We start from the raw sequence: 18,608 nt of genomic DNA, 5'->3' as shown, positions 1-18,608 counted from the left end.
GAAGCCCGGTAACGGGTGGAGCTGACTGGTACTAATAGGCCGAGGGCTTGTCCTCAGTTGCTCGCGTCCACTGTGTTAGTTCTGAAGCAACGAACTCGCCATGCCGGCTTGAGTTCAACTTCATAGTGTTTCGGTGGTCATAGCGTTAGGGAAACGCCCGGTTACATTCCGAACCCGGAAGCTAAGCCTTTCAGCGCCGATGGTACTGCAGGGGGGACCCTGTGGGAGAGTAGGACGCCGCCGAACAACCCGCCCTTTTAGCTCAGTCGGTAGAGCGTCTCCATGGTAAGGAGAAGGTCAACGGTTCGATTCCGTTAAAGGGCTCCATCAAAAAGGCCCCCGCCATTCGGCGGGGGCCTTTTTTGTTTGCCCGTACGGGCGACAGGTCGCATCTGAAGCGGCGCGGCCGGAGGGGCGGGGTACGCCGCGGCCGCCTAAGGTGGTGGGAAGGCGGAAGACGGTTCTGCCGGCCTGGGAGGCGTGATGACCGTACCCTCCGACGCGGCACCGCGGCAGTCACAGCGCGACCCCGAGGACGTTCTCCGGGAACTCGGCGGCTCGTGGCACTGGGCGCTCGGCCTCGCGCTCGCGACACTGATTCCGGGCATCCTGGTCCTCGTCTGGCCCGACGAAACACTGCACATCCTGGCCGTCATCATCGGCCTGCAGCTGCTCGTGGCCGGCGTCCTCGGTTTCGTCAGGGCCTTCTCGCACAGCAGCGAGGGAGGCAGCAGACTGGCGAGCGTCCTGATCGCCCTCCTGTCGTTCCTGGCAGGCGTCCTGGTCCTACGGCATCCGATGCAGACGATCGGCGCACTCTCCCTGATCGTCGGCGTGTTCTGGCTACTGACCGGAGTGCTCACGGCCTACACGGCCATCGCCGACCGCTCGCTCGCGCACCGGGGCCTGCTCTTCGGACTGGGCGCACTCGGCGCCGTCGCCGGAATCGTCGTGCTCTGCTTCCCGGTGGAAACCGCGGTCGCCCTCACGAGGCTGCTCGGGCTGTGGCTCGTCCTGCTCGGCGTGCTCGAAGTCGTGATGGCCTTCGCACTGCGCTCCTCCACCCGCCGCACCCTGTCCACGGGCCCGCCGTGAGGAGAACCACTCCGGCTTATAGGTTCTGTCTCCTTGGTCGGCGTCGGGTCCAGGCGATGGCGAGTCTTTCGCTTCGTGTGGCCAGGCCGCGCCACTGGTCGAGGCGGGTGATGCACCGCTCGACGGTGTTGCGCTGTTTGTAGGCCACGTGGTCGAAGCAGGGCGGGCGGCCTCCGTGGCAGCCCCGCCGCAGGTGGCCGACCTGGTCGGACGGCTGAGGGATGACCGCCCGAGGGCGTGATCGGCACGCTCGCCGGAGCGGATCGCCCCTCTTTGCGTGCGCCTGCGGCGTGCTGGTGGGCCCGCACGACCGTGGAGTCCACCGGCACCGTCCAGTCGATGTCGTCGCCGGCATCCGCCGTTGCTGGAACGAGCCGAGCTCATCGGGCAGGTGACGAAAAGGCTGCGGCCGCCGTCGGACTCGGTCACGACGTCTCGTGAAGAAGACGGCCCGCGTGATCGGTACCGTGGCGGCGACCGCCGGACTGGCGGTGACGGCCGACGTCAGTACGGCGTCTCCCGCGTCCGCGGAGACGCCCGACTGGCTGATGAGCATGAACAGCGGCAAGTGCCCGGTCGTGCAGGGCACAGCAACGGCAACGGTGCCTTCCAGTACGAGTGCGGGTTCTTCGCGGACCAGAAGTGGGTGATGGTCCGGAGCGCGCGGTCCGCGGCCGGCAGTGGGCCGACCACCGGCGCACCCTCGAGGCCATCGTGTGGAAGTACCGCACCAACTCGTCCTGGCGGGACCTGCCCGATGAGCTCGGCTCGTTCCAGACCGCCCCCGGACCGCTGCCCCTCGGGCGGTCATCCCGCAGCCATCCGACCAGGTCGGCCACCGCCTGCGGCGGGGCCGCCACGGAGGCCGCCCGCCAGGCTTCGACCACGAGGCCTACAAACAGCGCAACACCGTCGAGCGGTGCATCAACCGCCTCGACCAGTGGCGCGGCCCGGCCACACGAACACCAGGCCGCACTCCACCTCGTCGGCATCCTCACCTGGACCCGACGCCGACCAAAGAGACAGAACCTAGGAGTGTCCTGAAGATCTTGAAATCGCGCCCGACTTGCGCCGCTTTAGGACGATCGACATTTGCTGGCAATCCAGGGTGAGCCGGGCGGTCAGAGCAAGATCTTCAGCGGACTCCTAGTCGCCCGTGCGCTGCTCCGGGACGCGGAAGGCCAGGATGGCCATGTCGTCCGAGGCCGGCTCGGCCGCGAAGCGCTCCACCGCGCGCAGGATCCGGGCCGCGACCGCGCCGGCGGTCAGGCCGGTACAGCCCGTGAGGACCTCGGTCAGGCCGTCGTCGCCGAGCATGCGGCTGCCCTCGCGGCGCTCCGTCACCCCGTCGGTGACGCACAGCAGGACGTCGCCCGGGTCGAGGGTGAGCGACTGCTCGTACAGGTCCAGCTCGTCCAGCACGCCCAGCAGCGGCTGCGGGTCCGCGGCGGGGACGACCTCGCCGTCCGGGCGCAGTCGCAGCGGCAGTGGGTGGCCGGCGCAGACGACCTTCATCAGGGCGCTGCCGTCCTCCTGGGGGTGGAGCTCGCCGTACAGGAGGGTGAGGAAGCGGCTGCGGGCACCCTCGTCGAGGATGGCCGCGTTGAGGCGCTCCAGCACCGCGGGGCCGCCCAGCCCCTCGCGGGCCAGGAGGCGCAGCGCGTGCCGGGCCAGGCCGGTGACGGCGGCGGCCTCCGGTCCCGTGCCGCACACGTCGCCGATCGCGAAGCCGTACGCGCCGTCGCGGATCGGGAAGACGTCGTAGAAGTCGCCGCCCACCTCGTTGCCCTCGCCCGCGGCCCGGTAGATGACCTCGACCTCCATACCGGGGATCGCGGGGGAGCCGGGCGGCAGCAGGCTGCGCTGCAGGGAGCGGCTGATCGCGGTGCGCTCCGAGTACAGGCGCGCGTTGTCCAGGGCGAGCGCGGCCCGGCGGGAGAGGTCCTCGGCGAGTTCGAGGATCTCCTGGCGGAAGTGTTCCTCGGAGGGCCTGCCCAGAGTGAGCATGCCGATCACCCGGTTGCGGGCCAGCAGGGGGAGGACGACCGTCTCGCCGCCGACGGCGGCCGAGGCCTCGTGCCAGGTGCGGGCGCCGGCCTCGCGGACCGGCTCGGGCGGGCTCACCCGGGAGAGCAGGGCCCGGAGGCCGTCGATGCGCTCCTCGTCCTCGTGCAGGACGTACGACAGGTACGGGTCCGAGGACTGGTCGGCGATCGTGTACACGGCGCACCAGGTGGCCAGCGTCGGTACCGTCATCTGTGCCATGAGCGCCAGGGTCTGGTCCCGGTCGAGGGTGCCGGCCAGCAGGTCGGAGGCCTCCACGAGGAAGGAGAGGGAGCCGCGGCGCAGGCGCTCCAGCTCGCCGAGGCGGGCCGACTCGACGGCCAGGGCGATCCGGTCGGCGGCGAACTGCAGGCGTAGCGCCTCCGCGTTGGAGTAGCGGCCCGGGTTCTCGGCGGCCACGCCGAGGGAGCCGGTGAGCCGGCCCTCGACCTTGAGGGGGACGGTGACCACCGAGCGCATGCCGGTGGCGTCCAGCAGGGGAACGGCGCCGGGGACGGCGGTCAGGTCGTCGTGGACGGCGGGCATGCGGGCCGAGCCGTAGCGGTTGGTGCCGGCCTCGACGGGGACGCGGGCGAACCGCTGGCGGGTGGAGGGCAGCCCGGTGGTGGCGCGGACCTCCAGCTCCGTCTCGTCGTCCGTGGCCAGCAGCAGGAAGGCGGCGTCGGCGTCGAGCATGTCGCGGGCGCGCTCGACGGTGCGCTGGAGGAGGCTGTCGAGGTCGTCCGGGGCGGGGGAGCCGATGAACACTTCGAAGGGGTCCGCGGGCCGGGCCTCGGCCAGCGGGAAGCCGTCGGAGACGGGCGTGCGGACGGGCGTCTGGAGCAGGGCGCGCTCGTCGTCGTGGACGAGGAGGCAGACGGTGGACGGCTCGCCGTGCGCATCGCGGACCCGCAGGTGGGAGGCGTACACGGGGATGACCCGGCCGTCGGCGCCGCGGATTCCGTAGCTGCCCTCCCAGCGGGACAGGCGCAGGGCCTCGGCGATGCCGGTGCCCGTGCCGGGGGTCTGCGGCCAGGCGGCCAGCTCGGCGAGCGGCCGGCCGAGGGCCTTCCCGGCGGGGTGCCCGAAGACGTGCTCGGCGTCCTCGTTCCAGGCGGAGATGCAGTCCGCGGCGTCGATCTGGACCACGGCCACGCGGACGCGGCTGTCGGCGAGCGGCAGCAGGCGGTCGGGGACGACGGGCCCGGCGGAGCGGGTGCCGACCGGGCGGTCCGGCAGGTCGAGGCGGAACCACACGTGCTTGTGCGTGGCCGTGTACTCGACGCCCCAGCGGGTGGCGAGGGCGGCGCAGAGCATGAGGCCGCGGCCGTTCTCGCGGTCGGGGTCGGCGTACGGGCGGTCGCCGGGGTAGCGCAGCGGGAGTTCTCGCTCGGGATAGCGGTCGGCGACCTCGACCCGTACGCCGTCCTCGGTGCGCAGGCAGAGGACTTCGGCCCGGGTGCCGGCGTGGACCACGGCGTTCGTGACGAGTTCGCTGGTGAGCACGACGGCGTCGTCGACGATGTCGGCGAAGCCCCAGCCCTGCAGGGTGTCGCGGACGAACACCCGGGCGGTGGCGACCGAGCGCCCTTGGGGGTCGAAGCTGGCAGCCGCCCGAGCCGTGATCACAAGTCTCCTTCGACGCGGTGGGACATCGGATGCCAGGTTACTTACCTTCGCGCCCGTCATGGTGCCGTCGTCGGGGATTCCACCCGCGGAGTGCGGGCGGTGTGCGATGGTGCCGAAGTGTTATGGCCAGGTTCGGCCGGAGTGAAACACTGGGCAGGATCGGGTAGCCGGGCGGGTGACGCGCCGGGTGCCGATGGAACAGGGTCGACCCTTTCGGGAGGGACACGGTGGAGTCTGGCGCAGCGGTGCGGCGTACGGGTACGCGCGCGAAGGGCGGGCGTCCGCGCCGGGGCGGAACGACGGAAGTCGATACCGCCGCCCTGAACCGGCTGCTCACGGCCCTGGTGTCGATGCGGGACGGGAACTTCCGCAAGCGGCTGACGGTGTCGGGCGACGGGGTGATGGCGGAGATCGCCGCCGTCTACAACGAGGTCGCCGACCGCAACCTGCACCTGACGGGAGAGCTGTCCCGGGTGCGGCGGATGGTGGGCCGCGAGGGGAAGTTGAGCGAGCGGCTGGAAACGGGTGCCTGCGAAGGCTCCTGGGCGGCCGCGATCGACGCCTCGAACCAGCTGGTGGACGATCTCGCCCGGCCGGTGTCCGAGGTGGGCCGGGTGCTGTCCGCGGTTGCGGAGGGCGACCTGGACCAGCGGATGGACCTGCGGACGCTGTCGGCGGACGGGACGGGGCATCCGCTGCGCGGGGAGTTCCTGAAGGTCGGGCGCACCGTCAACAACCTGGTCGACCAGCTGTCCGCGTTCACGGACGAAGTGACGCGCGTGGCGCTGGAGGTGGGCACCGAGGGGAAGCTCGGCGGTCAGGCCCAAGTGCGTGGAATGTCGGGTTCGTGGAAGGATCTGACCGACTCCGTCAACACCATGGCGTACCGGCTCACCGCTCAGGTGCGTGATATCGCGTTGGTGACCACGGCGGTGGCGAAGGGCGATCTGTCGCGCAAGGTCACGGTGCACGTGGCCGGCGAGATGCTCCAGCTGAAGAACACCGTCAACACGATGGTGGACCAGCTGTCCTCGTTCTCCTCGGAGGTGACGAGGGTCGCCCGCGAGGTGGGCACGGAGGGCGAGCTCGGCGGCCAGGCGAAGGTGCCCGGGGTCGCGGGCGTGTGGAAGGACCTGACCGACTCCGTCAACACGATGGCGGGCAACCTGACGGCCCAGGTGCGGGGGATCGCGCAGGTCACGACGGCCGTCGCGAACGGCGACCTGTCGCAGAAGGTACGCGTCAGCGCGCGCGGCGAGGTGGCGCAGCTGGCCGAAACGATCAATCAGATGACCGAGACCCTGCGGACGTTCGCGGACGAGGTCACCCGGGTGGCCAGCGAGGTCGGCGCCAAGGGCCTGCTGGGCGGTCAGGCGCAGGTGCCGGGGGCGGCGGGGACGTGGAAGGACCTCACCGACTCGGTGAACACGGTCTTCCGCAACCTGACCACGCAGGTGCGCGACATCGCGCAGGTGACGACGGCGGTGGCCAACGGCGACCTGTCGCAGAAGGTCACGGTCGACGTGGCCGGCGAGATGCTGGAGCTGAAGAACACCGTCAACACGATGGTGGACCAGCTGCAGTCCTTCGGTTCGGAAGTGACCCGGGTGGCCCGCGAGGTGGGCGTCGAGGGCGAGCTGGGCGGTCAGGCGCAGGTGCCGGGGGCGGCGGGGACGTGGAAGGACCTCACCGACTCGGTGAACACCGCGTTCCGGAACCTGACGGGCCAGGTCCGCAACATCGCGCAGGTGACGACGGCGGTGGCCAACGGCGACCTGTCGCAGAAGGTCACCGTGGACGTCTCCGGCGAGATGCTCCAGCTGAAGAACACCGTGAACACGATGGTCGACCAGCTGTCCTCGTTCGCCGACCAGGTGACGCGGATGGCGCGGGACGTGGGCACGGAGGGCCGGCTCGGCGGTCAGGCGCGCGTGGAGGGGGTGTCCGGCACCTGGAAGGAGCTGACCGACTCGGTCAACTTCATGGCCGGCAACCTCACCTCCCAGGTGCGCCAGATCGCCCAGGTGACCACGGCGGTGGCGCGGGGCGACCTGTCGCAGAAGATCGACGTGGATGCGCGCGGCGAGATCCTGGAGCTGAAGAACACCATCAACACGATGGTCGACCAGCTGTCGGCCTTCGCGGAGCAGGTGACCCGGGTGGCCCGGGACGTGGGCACGGAGGGCCGGCTCGGCGGGCAGGCGCAGGTGCCCGGGGTGGCCGGCGTATGGCGTGACCTCACGGACTCGGTGAACGGCATGGCCGGGAACCTGACCTCGCAGGTCCGCAACATCGCGCAGGTCGCGACGGCGGTGGCGCGGGGCGACCTGTCGCAGAAGATCGACGTGGATGCGCGCGGCGAGATCCTGGAGCTGAAGAACACCCTCAACACCATGGTCGACCAGCTCTCGAACTTCGCGGAGCAGGTGACCCGGGTGGCCCGCGAGGTGGGCACCGAGGGCATCCTGGGCGGCCAGGCGGAGGTGAAGGGCGTCTCCGGCACCTGGAAGGACCTCACGCAGTCCGTCAACTTCATGGCGAACAACCTGACCTCGCAGGTGCGCAACATCGCCGAGGTGACGACCGCGGTCGCGATGGGCGACCTCTCCAAGAAGATCACCGTCGACGCCAAGGGCGAGATCCTCGAACTCGTCACGACCGTCAACACGATGGTCGACCAGCTGTCCTCGTTCGCGGAGCAGGTCACGCGGGTGGCGCGCGAGGTGGGCACCGAGGGCATCCTGGGCGGTCAGGCCCGGGTGCGCGGGGTGACGGGCATCTGGAAGGACCTGAGCGACAACGTCAACACGATGGCCGGGAACCTGACGGCGCAGGTGCGCGGGATCGCCCAGGTCTCGGCGGCCGTCGCGAACGGCGACCTGACCAAGAAGGTCACGGTGGAGGCGCGCGGCGAGGTCGCGCAGCTCGCGGACACGGTCAACACGATGGTGAAGACGCTGTCCTCGTTCGCGGACGAGGTGACCAGGGTGGCCCGCGAGGTGGGTACGGAGGGCAGGCTGGGCGGCCAGGCCCACGTGCCGGGCGTGTCCGGGACGTGGAAGGACCTCACCGACTCGGTGAACTTCATGGCGTCCAACCTGACCGGTCAGGTGCGCCAGATCGCCATGGTCACGACGGCCATCGCCAAGGGCGACATGACCAAGAAGATCGACATCGATGCGCGCGGCGAGATCCTGGAGCTGAAGACCACGATCAACACGATGGTCGACCAGCTGTCCTCGTTCGCCGACCAGGTCACGCGGGTGGCGCGCGAGGTGGGCACCGAGGGCATCCTGGGCGGCCAGGCCCGGGTGCGGGACGTCGACGGAACCTGGCGCGACCTCACCGAGTCGGTGAACGAGATGGCCGGGAACCTGACCCGGCAGGTCCGCGCGATCGCCGCGGTGGCCACGGCGGTGACCCGCGGGGACCTCAACCTCAAGATCGACGTGGACGCGGCGGGCGAGATCCAGGTCCTCCAGGACAACATCAACACGATGATCGCGAACCTGCGCGACACCACCCTGGCCAACGAGGAACAGGACTGGCTGAAGAGCAACCTCGCCCGGATCTCGGCCCTGATGCAGGGCCGCCGCGACCTGGACGACGTGGCCTCGCTGATCATGAGCGAGCTGACCCCGGTGGTCTCGGCGCAGCACGGGGCGTTCTTCCTGGCGGTGCCGTCCGGCGGGATCACCGAGGTCGGGACAGAAGGGGGCCCCGACGGCTCGTACGAGCTGCGGATGCGCGGGAACTACGGGTACGCGGGCGGCCAGATGCCGACCATGTTCCGGCCCGGTGAGGGGCTGATCGGGACCGTCGCCGAGGAGAAGCGGACGATCCTGGTCGAGAACACCCCGCCCGGCTACCTGAAGATCTCCTCCGGGCTAGGGGAGGCGCCGCCGGCGCAGGTGATCGTGCTGCCGGTGCTGTTCGAGGGGAAGGTGCTCGGCGTCATCGAGCTGGCGTCCTTCCAGCCGTTCGCCCAGATCCAGAAGGACTTCCTCAGCCAGATCGCCGAGATGATCGGTACGAGCGTCAACACCATCAGCGTCAACTCCAAGACGGAGATGCTGCTCAAGCAGTCGCAGGAGATGACCGAGCAGCTGCGCGAGCGCTCCGACGAACTGGAGAACCGGCAGAAGGCCCTCCAGGCGGCCAATGCGGAGCTGGAGGAGAAGGCGGAGCTGCTGGCCCAGCAGAACCGGGACATCGAGGTGAAGAACACCGAGATCGAGGAGGCCCGGCAGGTCCTGGAGGAGCGGGCCGAGCAACTGGCGGTCTCGATGCGTTACAAGAGCGAGTTCCTGGCGAACATGTCGCACGAGCTGCGCACCCCGCTGAACTCGCTGCTGATCCTGGCCAAGCTGCTCGCCGACAACGCGGACGAGAACCTGTCGCCGAAGCAGGTGGAGTTCGCCGAGACCATCCACGGGGCGGGCTCGGACCTGCTCCAGCTGATCAACGACATCCTGGACCTGTCGAAGGTCGAGGCGGGGAAGATGGACGTCTCCCCGACCCGGATCGCGCTGGTGCAGTTGGTGGACTACGTGGAGGCGACGTTCCGGCCGCTGACCGCGGAGAAGGGTCTGGACTTCTCGGTGCGGGTGTCCCCGGAGCTGCCGGCCACCCTGCACACCGACGAGCAGCGGCTGCTCCAGGTGCTGCGCAACCTGCTGTCGAACGCGGTGAAGTTCACCGACACGGGTGCGGTGGAGCTGGTGATCCGCCCGGCCGGGTCCGACGTGCCGGCGGCGATCCGCGAGCAGCTGCTGGAGGCGGGTTCGCTGCGGGACGCGGACGCCGACCTGATCGCGTTCTCGGTGACGGACACCGGGATCGGGATCGCGGCGAGCAAGATGCTGGTGATCTTCGAGGCGTTCAAGCAGGCGGACGGGACCACCAGCCGGAAGTACGGCGGTACGGGCCTCGGGCTGTCCATCAGCCGGGAGATCGCCCGGCTGCTGGGCGGGGAGATCCACGCGGCCAGCGAGCCCGGCCGCGGGTCCACCTTCACGCTGTACCTGCCGCTGCACCCGAGCGAGCTGCCTCCGCAGGGGTACGCCCCGCCGCAGCCGGGTGGCGGCCGGGCCGACGGCCACCACCGGCCGGCCGACGGGGTCCGTGCGGCGCTGCCGCCGGCGTCGGCGGCCGTGGCGCACCCGCCGGTGCTGCACGGCCAGGTGCAGCAGATGCAGCCGCAGCCGCAGCCGCAGTCGCTGCCGCTGCCCGTGGGGTCCGGGCATGCGGGCGGCGGGCCGGCCGGTCCGGCGCAGGGCGGCGGGGCCGCGCTGTTCCGGCGGCGCCGCAAGGCGCCGATCGACCCGGAGCCGCGGACGGCGGTGCCGGGGCAGCCCAACGCGGTCGGGCCGGAGGACGGCTGGGGCAGCCCGGAGGAGGAGCTTCCGGTGGTGCCGCGCACGTACGACTTCCACGGGGAGCGGGTGCTCATCGTGGACGACGACGTGCGCAACGTCTTCGCGCTGACCAGCGTGCTGGAACAGCACGGGCTGGCGGTGCTGTACGCGGAGAACGGCCGGGAGGGCATCGAGGTGCTGGAGCAGCACGACGACGTGGCGGTCGTGCTGATGGACATCATGATGCCGGAGATGGACGGGTACGCGACGACCGCGGCGATCCGGCGGATGCCGCAGTTCGCGGGGCTGCCGATCATCGCGCTGACGGCGAAGGCGATGAAGGGCGACCGGGAGAAGGCGATCGATTCCGGGGCGTCCGATTACGTCACCAAACCGGTCGACCCGGACTACCTGCTCTCGGTGATGGAGCAGTGGATGCGCGCCGAGTGACCGGTGGCCGACCGGTCCGGTACCAATTGCTGACTGACTGTGGCGAAACGGGTGTGGGAGGGCACAGGACGGGGAACCTTCAGCTCCCCCGCACCGTTTCCGCTTCGTGCACAGTGACATCTTGGTGACAGGGTGTGGCGATCTCGGGACTAGGGCTACGATGACCGGCACAAGGACGGGCGGCGCAAGGATGCCGTCCTCTGGGGCGGGGCCCGGCGCACAGGCCGGTGCCAGGAGCCGGGGAGGCCCCATGCCGGGGCGAGGAGGACAGGGCATGGTGCAGAAGGCCAAGATCCTCCTGGTCGACGACCGGCCGGAGAATCTGCTGGCGTTGGAGGCCATCCTCTCCGCGCTCGATCAGACACTCGTCCGGGCGTCGTCGGGGGAGGAAGCGCTCAAGGCGCTGCTGACGGACGATTTCGCGGTCATCCTGCTGGACGTGCAGATGCCCGGGATGGACGGCTTCGAGACGGCCGCGCACATCAAGCGGCGGGAGCGGACCCGGGACATCCCGATCATCTTCCTCACCGCGATCAACCACGGTCCGCACCACACCTTCCGCGGGTATGCGGCGGGCGCGGTGGACTACATCTCCAAGCCCTTCGACCCGTGGGTGCTGCGGGCCAAGGTCTCGGTGTTCGTGGAGCTGTACACGAAGAACTGCAAGCTGCGCGAGCAGGCCGCGCTGCTGCGCCTGCAGCTGGAGGGCGGCGGCGTGGGCGGCGACGCCACCAGGGAGACGGCCGGGCTGCTGGCCGAGCTCTCCGCGCGGCTGGCGGCGGTCGAGGAGCAGGCCGAGGCCCTGACCAAGCAGCTCGGCGAGGAGGCCGCCGATCCGGCGGTCGTGGCGACCGCGGCCCATCTGGAGCGCAAGCTCACCGGGCTGCGGCGGGCGCTGGACGCGCTGGAGCCGGGGGCCGGCGGGGCGGCGCCGATGCTGCCCGCGCAGAACTGACGGACCGACTCCGGGCCCCGGCAGATCCGTCTGGCGGGGCGTCAGGTCTGGTGGTGCGTCAATCAGCCGATGGGGCGGCCGACACGAACGGGTGAAGAGGTGGGCACGCGTGTCCACCGGCGCGCGCACCGGTAACCTCGGCCCCATGGCCTCACGTACGTCCGGCAAGGGTTCCCAGAGCAAAGCGGGCACCGCGAAGGGCCGTACCGGCCGTACGGCGGCTCCGGCGAAGAAGGCGGCTCCCGCGCGGGTGCCCGCCGCCAAGAAGACGGCGGCCAAGCGGCCCCCCGCCCGGAAGGCGCCGGCCAAGCCCGCGCCCTCCCCGACCGGGGGCGTGGTGCGGCTGGTGCGCGCCCTGTGGCTGGGCTGCGCCCACGCCGTCGGTGCGGTGTTCCGCGGGATCGGCCAGGGTGCCAGAAGCCTCGACCCGGCGCACCGCAAGGACGGCGTGGCGCTGCTGCTGCTCGCCCTGGCGCTGATCGTCGCCGCCGGCACCTGGTCCAACCTGAGCGGTCCCGTCGGGGACCTGGTCACCATGCTGGTCACCGGGGCCTTCGGGCGTCTCGACCTGCTCGTGCCGATCATCCTCGGCATCATGGCGGTACGTTTCATCCGCCACCCCGACCAGCCCGACGCCAACGGCCGCATCGGCATCGGCCTTTCCGCGCTCGCCGTCGGCGTGCTCGGCCTCGTGCACCTCGCCTGCGGGGCGCCGGGCCGGGACGAGGGCACCACGGCCATGCAGAACGCGGGCGGGCTGATCGGCTGGGCCGCATCCAAGCCGCTGATCTTCACCATGGGGGCGCCACTGGCGGTCCCGATGCTGGTGCTGCTCACGGTCTTCGGGCTGCTCGTGGTCACGGCGACCCCGGTCAACGCGATCCCGCAGCGGTTGCGGCGGCTCGGCATCCGGCTCGGGATCATCGAACCGAACGCGTACGACGAGGAGCTCGCGGAGGAGGCCGAGGGCGGCCCGGACCGCGCCGCCGGCCGCCGTGGCCGGCACGACCCCGAGCAGTGGCGGGCCCGCAGCGGCCGGGCCTCCGGGGCGGACCCGGTGGACGAGGCCGAGGAGGAGGCGCTCGCCCGCCGGCGCCGGCCGCGCAGGACCCCGGTCCGGCCCGCCGAGGAGCGGGAGATGGACGCCGTCGACGTGGCCGCCGCGGCCGCCGCGTCGTTCGAGGGCGTCGTGCTGGGTGGGATGCCGCCCTCCCCGCTGGTCGCCGACCTCACCCGGGGCATCTCCGGCGCGCACGAGGGCGCGCAGACCACCACCCCCGTGCCGCCCGCCCGCTCCGGAGGTCCGGCCGGCGGCCGGCCGGACGCCGACCCGCCGGCCCCCGGCCGGAACCCCGCGGCCGCCGCCTCCGCTGCGGCGGCCTCCGCCACCGAGCCGGCCGGGGCCCCGCACGACACCACCGCCGCGGCCTCCGGGACCCTGTCGGTGCCCGACCTGACCAAGGCGCCCCCGGAGCCCCAGCCGCTGCCGCCGCGCGCGGAGCAGCTGCAGCTGCGCGGGGACATCACGTACGGCCTGCCCTCACTGGACCTGCTGGAGCGCGGCGGCCCCGGCAAGACGCGCAGCGCCGCCAACGACACCGTCGTCGACGCGCTGCGCAACGTCTTCTCCGAGTTCAAGGTCGACGCGGACGTCACCGGCTTCACCCGCGGCCCGACGGTCACCCGGTACGAGGTCACCCTCGGCGCGGCGGTCAAGGTCGAGCGGATCATCGCGCTGACCAAGAACATCGCGTACGCCGTGGCCAGCCCGGACGTCCGGATCATCAGCCCGATCCCGGGCAAGTCGGCGGTCGGCATCGAGATCCCGAACACCGACCGCGAGATGGTGAACCTGGGCGACGTCCTGCGGCTGGCGGAGTCCGCCGAGGACGACCACCCGATGCTGGTGGCGCTCGGCAAGGACGTCGAGGGCGGCTACGTCATGGCCAACCTGGCGAAGATGCCGCACGTGCTGGTCGCCGGCGCCACCGGGTCCGGCAAGTCCTCCTGCATCAACTGCCTGATCACCTCGATCATGGTCCGGGCCACCCCCGAGGACGTCCGGATGGTCCTCGTGGACCCCAAGCGGGTGGAGCTGACGGCGTACGAGGGCATCCCGCACCTGATCACGCCGATCATCACCAACCCCAAGCGGGCCGCCGAGGCCCTGCAGTGGGTCGTCCGCGAGATGGACCTGCGCTACGACGACCTGGCGGCCTTCGGCTACCGGCACATCGACGACTTCAACCGGGCCATCCGGGACGGCAAGATCAAACTGCCGCCGGGCAGCGAGCGCGAGCTCAGCCCGTACCCGTACCTGCTGGTGATCGTGGACGAGCTCGCCGACCTGATGATGGTCGCCCCGCGCGACGTGGAGGACTCCATCGTCCGGATCACCCAGCTGGCCCGCGCCGCCGGCATCCACCTGGTGCTCGCCACCCAGCGGCCCTCGGTGGACGTGGTCACCGGTCTGATCAAGGCGAACGTGCCCTCGCGGCTCGCGTTCGCCACGTCCTCGCTCGCCGACAGCCGGGTCATCCTCGACCAGCCGGGCGCGGAGAAGCTCATCGGCAAGGGCGACGGCCTGTTCCTGCCCATGGGCGCCAACAAGCCCGTCCGCCTCCAGGGCGCCTTCGTCACGGAGGAGGAGGTCGCCAAGGTCGTCCAGCACTGCAAGGACCAGATGGCGCCCGTCTTCCGGGACGACGTCACGACCGGGCAGAAGCAGACGCGGGAGATCGACGAGGAGATCGGCGACGACCTGGACCTGCTGTGCCAGGCGGCGGAGCTGGTGGTCTCCACCCAGTTCGGGTCGACCTCGATGCTCCAGCGCAAGCTGCGGGTGGGCTTCGCCAAGGCCGGCCGGCTCATGGACCTCATGGAGTCGCGGGGGATCGTCGGCCCGAGCGAGGGTTCGAAGGCGCGTGACGTGCTGGTCAAGGCCGATGAGCTGGACGGAGTCCTCGCCGTCATCCGTGGGGAGGCCCAACCGTGATGATTCTGCGGGCAACCGTTTCCCCTGGGCCCACGTCTAGTTGAGCGAGTCGGCGGTGCCGCTCCCGAAGCCGCGTCACGGGGGCCGGGCCGCCGCTGCACCGCCGGATTCCGCAACACCATTCGGATGGCGTACGGACTCCACCCCTCCGGTTGCTCCTCTCTTTCACCGCGCCCCTAGACTGGACGTCCAGCAGGTGGCTACACGCTCGAAAGGCGCCCTCGTGTCCATCGGCAACTCCAACTCCCCCGAAGATGAGCGGGCTTCGACCGGCGACGGATCCGAGGACCGCATCATCGACCGTACTTCCGAGGAGCCGTCCATCGGGACGGTGCTGAAGAAGGCCCGGATCGCCGCCGGGCTCACCGTCGACGAGGTCAGTTCCACCACCCGCGTGCGCATCCCGATCGTGCACGCGATCGAAGCTGACGATTTCACGCGCTGCGGCGGCGACGTCTACGCCCGCGGCCACATCGGCACGCTCGCGCGCGCCGTCCGCCTCGATCCGGCACCGCTGGTCGAGGCGTTCGACGCGGCCCACGGCGGCCGCCCGGCCCCCACGCCGGCCGCGCCGATGTTCGAAGCCGAGCGCATCCGCCCCGAGCGGCAGCGGCCCAACTGGACCGCGGCCATGGTCGCCGCCATCGTCGCCGTGATCGGCTTCGTCGCGTTCACCGCCTTCGGCGGCGGCAACGGCAAGGGCACCCATCCGGTGGCGGAGGGCTCCGCCGCCCCGAAGGCCGCCCCCAAGCAGTCCGCCGGCAAGCCGGCCGCACAGCCCCAGCAGGACCCGGTCCGCCCGGTCGCGCCCAAGCCGGAGCCCTCGGACAGCGCCATCGCGGCCGCGCCCAAGGACCTCGTCACGGTCGCGATCACGGCCAACGACGGCGAGAGCTGGATCTCGGCCAAGGACCACAGCGGCCGGCTGCTCTTCGACGGGACCCTGGCCGCGGGCGAGTCCAAGACCTTCACCGACAAGGAATCCATCGATCTCGTCCTCGGCGACGCCGGGGTCGTCACGCTGTTCGTGAACGGCAAGGAGATCAAGGACGAATTCCGGTCGGGTCAGGTGGAACGTCTCACATACACCAAGGACGATCCCCGTCCCGGGGCGGCCCAGGCGGGCTGAGCAGCACAGAATGCAAAATTCCGGATCCCCGGGGTGTCGTACGGCACCCCGGGGATCTTGGTTTACCGGGACTTGGGGCGGGGGTCGGCGTTTGGACAAAGTAGTCTTGAGTCCATGCCCGAACGCCGTACCGTCGCCCTTGTCACTCTTGGCTGCGCCCGTAACGAGGTGGACTCGGAGGAGCTCGCAGGCCGCTTGGCGGCGGATGGCTGGGAGCTCGTCGAGGACGCCGCCGATGCGGACGTCGCCGTCGTCAACACCTGTGGCTTCGTCGAAGCCGCGAAGAAGGACTCCGTAGACGCCCTGCTGGAGGCCAACGATCTGAAGGATCACGGCCGCACCCAGGCCGTCGTCGCCGTCGGCTGCATGGCCGAGCGCTACGGCAAGGAGCTCGCCGAGGCGCTCCCCGAGGCCGACGGCGTGCTCGGCTTCGACGACTACGCCGACATCTCCGACCGCCTCCAGACCATCCTCAGTGGAGGCGTCCACGCCTCCCACACCCCCCGCGACCGCCGCAAGCTGCTCCCGATCAGCCCGGCCGACCGACAGCAGGCCGCCGACGTGGCCCTGCCCGGCCACGCCCAGGCGCCGGCCGCCGAACCCGCCGAGGCCCCCGCCGACCTCCCCGAGGGCCTGGCCCCGGCCTCCGGGCCGCGCGCGCCGCTGCGCCGCCGCCTGGACAGGAGCCCGGTCGCCTCGGTCAAGCTGGCCTCCGGCTGCGACCGCCGCTGCTCCTTCTGCGCCATCCCGTCGTTCCGCGGCTCCTTCATCTCCCGCCGCCCCTCCGACGTGCTGGGCGAGACGCGCTGGCTCGCGGAGCAGGGCGTCAAGGAGGTCATGCTGGTCTCCGAGAACAACACCTCGTACGGCAAGGACCTCGGCGACATCCGCCTGCTGGAGACGCTGCTCCCCGAGCTGGCGGCCGTGGACGGCATCGAGCGCATCCGCGTCAGCTACCTCCAGCCCGCCGAGATGCGGCCGGGCCTGATCGACGTCCTGACCTCGACCCCCAAGGTCGCCCCGTACTTCGACCTGTCCTTCCAGCACTCGGCCCCCGACGTGCTGCGCGCCATGCGCCGCTTCGGCGACACCGACCGGTTCCTGGAGCTGCTGGACACCATCCGCACCAAGGCCCCGCAGGCCGGCGTCCGGTCCAACTTCATCGTCGGCTTCCCCGGTGAGACCGAGGCCGACTTCGCGGAGCTGGAGCGCTTCCTCACCCACGCGCGGCTCGACGCCATCGGCGTCTTCGGCTACTCCGACGAGGAGGGCACCGAGGCCGTCACGTACGCGGACAAGCTCGACGAGGACACCATCGCCGAGCGGCTCGCCCACATGCAGATGCTCGCCGAGGAGCTCACCTCGCAGCGCGCGGAGGAGCGGATCGGGGAGACCCTCGAGGTGCTCGTCGAGTCCGTCGAGGAGGTCGACGAGGACGGTGACGGCGCCTACGGCCGCGCCGCGCACCAGGCCCCCGAGACCGACGGCCAGGTCGTCTTCACGGACAGCACCGGCCTGGTGCCCGGCCGCATGGTGACGGCGAAGGTGGTCGGCACGCTGGGTGTCGACCTGGTGGCCGAGCCCCTGGGCCTTGAGGAGGCGGCGGGATGACAGGAGTCCCGGCATCTGCGGCGGGCGGGACCGGCCGCCGGCCCGCTCCCGGCACGAAGCTGGGCGCTGCGGCGGTCGATCAGGCCAGCCTGTGGAACATCGCCAACATCCTGACGATGATCAGGCTCGTCCTGGTGCCGGGATTCGTCCTCCTGCTCCTCGCCGACGGCGGGTACGACCCGGTGTGGCGCGCGCTGGCCTGGGCCGCGTTCGCCGTCGCCATGATCACGGACATCTTCGACGGGCACCTGGCCCGGACCTACAACCTGGTCACGGACTTCGGGAAGATCGCCGACCCCATCGCCGACAAGGCGATCATGGGGTCGGCGTTGGTCTGTCTGTCCTGGCTGGGGGACCTGCCGTGGCTGGTGACCGGGGTGATCCTCGGACGTGAGCTGGGGATCACGCTGATGCGGTTCTGGGTGATCCGCTACGGGGTGATCCCGGCCAGCCGGGGCGGGAAGCTGAAGACCCTGTTCCAGGGCACCGCGGTCGGCATGTACGTGCTGGCCCTGACCGGGCCGCTGGCGACCCTGCGGTTCTGGGTGATGGCGGCCGCCGTGCTGCTGACCGTGGTCACCGGTTTGGATTACGTACGCCAGGCCGTGGTGCTGCGGCGCCGGGGTCTGGCCGAGGAGCGGGCCGCGAGGTGACGGAAGCGGTGGGGGGATCCGCAGGGGACCGGAGCGCGGTGCGCGCCGGAGCGGATGCCGCCGTGCAGGGCGGCGGGGCCGGGGCGGCCGCGGCGGAGGCGCTGAGACTGCTCGCGGAGAGTGACCAGACGGTTGCGGTGGCGGAGTCGCTGACCGGGGGGATGGTGGCCGTGGAGCTGACGGCCGTACCCGGCGCATCCCGGTCGTTCCGCGGATCGGTCACGGCGTACGCCACCGACCTGAAGCACCGCGTGCTGGGCGTGGACGCCGAGCTGCTGGCGGCCGAAGGCGCGGTGAACGCGCAGGTCGCGAGCCAGATGGCGGCGGGGGTACGGCGCGCGCTGGGCGCTTCGTGGGGAATCGCGACCACCGGGGTGGCCGGCCCCGACCCGCAGGACGGGCAGCCGGTGGGCACGGTTTTCGTCGCCGTGGCCGGTCCGGCGGACGAGAAAACCGCGGCACTGAGGTTGAACGGCTCTCGGGAGGAAATCCGTAGGGAGAGTACACGGACAGTGCTCGAACTCCTCTTGAGCGAACTCCGCGAGAATGTGCGGGGGCAGGATACGGAACAGAACGGGGGGATTTGATGTTTGCAGCCCTGAGTGAACACGACATCGCTCCCCGCACGGCCGCGGCGCGAGGCGGTACGGTGGGGCGTGAAGGATGCGGCTACACGGTCAGAGGAGGGAGC

General features: G+C 71.0%; 9 protein-coding genes, 1 tRNA gene, 1 rRNA gene and 3 pseudogenes. 12 read left to right on the top strand and 2 right to left on the bottom strand.

The annotated features are described in order from the left end of the window. Nucleotides 1-129 precede the first annotated feature (129 nt). From rrf to ACZ4VL_RS32730, 3 genes are all read left to right on the top strand, one after another. Nucleotides 130-246 (top strand): 5S ribosomal RNA (rrf, locus tag ACZ4VL_RS32740). A 5-nt stretch (nt 247-251) separates the two neighbouring features. Next, a tRNA-Thr gene (locus ACZ4VL_RS32735) sits at nt 252-327 on the top strand. 156 nt (nt 328-483) lie between these two features. Further along, nucleotides 484-1,095: an HdeD family acid-resistance protein gene (locus ACZ4VL_RS32730; protein WP_468207322.1), complete on the top strand. Its 612-nt coding sequence runs from the start codon at nt 484-486 to the stop codon at nt 1,093-1,095. Nucleotides 1,096-1,144: 49 nt separating this feature from the next. Here the strand turns inward: ACZ4VL_RS32730 and ACZ4VL_RS32725 are convergent. Beyond that, a pseudogene (locus tag ACZ4VL_RS32725) lies at nt 1,145-1,466 on the bottom strand (transposase family protein); the annotation flags it as partial. A gap of 247 nt (nt 1,467-1,713) precedes the next feature. On the opposite strand from ACZ4VL_RS32725, the pseudogene ACZ4VL_RS32720 reads away from it, so the two are divergent. Continuing rightward, nucleotides 1,714-1,821: pseudogene (locus tag ACZ4VL_RS32720) on the top strand (hypothetical protein); the annotation flags it as partial. Between the two features lie 74 nt (nt 1,822-1,895). Then, nucleotides 1,896-2,057: pseudogene (locus ACZ4VL_RS32715) on the top strand (IS5/IS1182 family transposase); the annotation flags it as partial. A gap of 184 nt (nt 2,058-2,241) precedes the next feature. Here ACZ4VL_RS32715 and ACZ4VL_RS32710 read toward each other — a convergent pair. Further along, nucleotides 2,242-4,827, bottom strand: coding sequence for a SpoIIE family protein phosphatase (locus ACZ4VL_RS32710; RefSeq protein ID WP_468207320.1), 2,586 nt, complete (start codon nt 4,825-4,827; stop codon nt 2,242-2,244). 167 nt (nt 4,828-4,994) lie between these two features. On the opposite strand from ACZ4VL_RS32710, the gene ACZ4VL_RS32705 reads away from it, so the two are divergent. The 7 genes from ACZ4VL_RS32705 (at nt 4,995) to ACZ4VL_RS32675 (ending at nt 18,504) form a co-directional block, all read left to right on the top strand. Beyond that, a complete protein-coding gene (locus tag ACZ4VL_RS32705; RefSeq protein ID WP_468207317.1) occupies nt 4,995-10,574 on the top strand; it encodes a HAMP domain-containing protein in 5,580 nt (1,859 codons plus the stop codon). 274 nt (nt 10,575-10,848) lie between these two features. After that, entirely contained in the window at nt 10,849-11,529 is a 681-nt protein-coding gene (locus tag ACZ4VL_RS32700; protein ID WP_468207315.1) for a response regulator, read from the top strand. A gap of 145 nt (nt 11,530-11,674) precedes the next feature. Further along, nucleotides 11,675-14,524: an FtsK/SpoIIIE family DNA translocase gene (locus ACZ4VL_RS32695; RefSeq protein WP_468207312.1), complete on the top strand. Its 2,850-nt coding sequence runs from the start codon at nt 11,675-11,677 to the stop codon at nt 14,522-14,524. Nucleotides 14,525-14,747: 223 nt separating this feature from the next. Further along, nucleotides 14,748-15,653 (top strand): helix-turn-helix domain-containing protein, encoded by a 906-nt coding sequence (locus ACZ4VL_RS32690; protein WP_468207310.1) that lies wholly within the window; start codon nt 14,748-14,750, stop codon nt 15,651-15,653. Between the two features lie 114 nt (nt 15,654-15,767). Then, nucleotides 15,768-17,264 (top strand): 30S ribosomal protein S12 methylthiotransferase RimO, encoded by a 1,497-nt coding sequence (rimO, locus tag ACZ4VL_RS32685; protein ID WP_468207307.1) that lies wholly within the window; start codon nt 15,768-15,770, stop codon nt 17,262-17,264. Further along, nucleotides 17,261-17,917 (top strand): CDP-diacylglycerol--glycerol-3-phosphate 3-phosphatidyltransferase, encoded by a 657-nt coding sequence (gene pgsA / locus ACZ4VL_RS32680; protein ID WP_468207304.1) that lies wholly within the window; start codon nt 17,261-17,263, stop codon nt 17,915-17,917. Before rimO ends, pgsA begins: the two co-directional genes overlap by 4 nt. A gap of 62 nt (nt 17,918-17,979) precedes the next feature. Beyond that, nucleotides 17,980-18,504 carry a CinA family protein gene (locus ACZ4VL_RS32675; RefSeq protein ID WP_468207334.1) on the top strand — a complete coding sequence of 175 codons (525 nt, stop codon included), beginning with the start codon at nt 17,980-17,982 and terminating at the stop codon, nt 18,502-18,504. Nucleotides 18,505-18,608 lie beyond the last annotated feature (104 nt).

This window comes from Streptomyces sp. NPDC029014 (assembly GCF_055564695.1).
Note: the sequence above shows the minus strand (reverse complement) of the source record. Positions and strands in the feature narration are given on the sequence as shown.

Coding starts and splice junctions, on each gene's coding strand:
- pgsA (WP_468207304.1), top strand. CDS start 17,261: ATGACAGGAGTCCCGGCATCTGCGGCGGGCGGGACCGGCCGCCGGCCC.
- ACZ4VL_RS32700 (WP_468207315.1), top strand. CDS start 10,849: ATGGTGCAGAAGGCCAAGATCCTCCTGGTCGACGACCGGCCGGAGAAT.
- ACZ4VL_RS32695 (WP_468207312.1), top strand. CDS start 11,675: ATGGCCTCACGTACGTCCGGCAAGGGTTCCCAGAGCAAAGCGGGCACC.
- ACZ4VL_RS32710 (WP_468207320.1), bottom strand. CDS start 4,827: ATGACGGGCGCGAAGGTAAGTAACCTGGCATCCGATGTCCCACCGCGT.
- rimO (WP_468207307.1), top strand. CDS start 15,768: ATGCCCGAACGCCGTACCGTCGCCCTTGTCACTCTTGGCTGCGCCCGT.
- ACZ4VL_RS32730 (WP_468207322.1), top strand. CDS start 484: ATGACCGTACCCTCCGACGCGGCACCGCGGCAGTCACAGCGCGACCCC.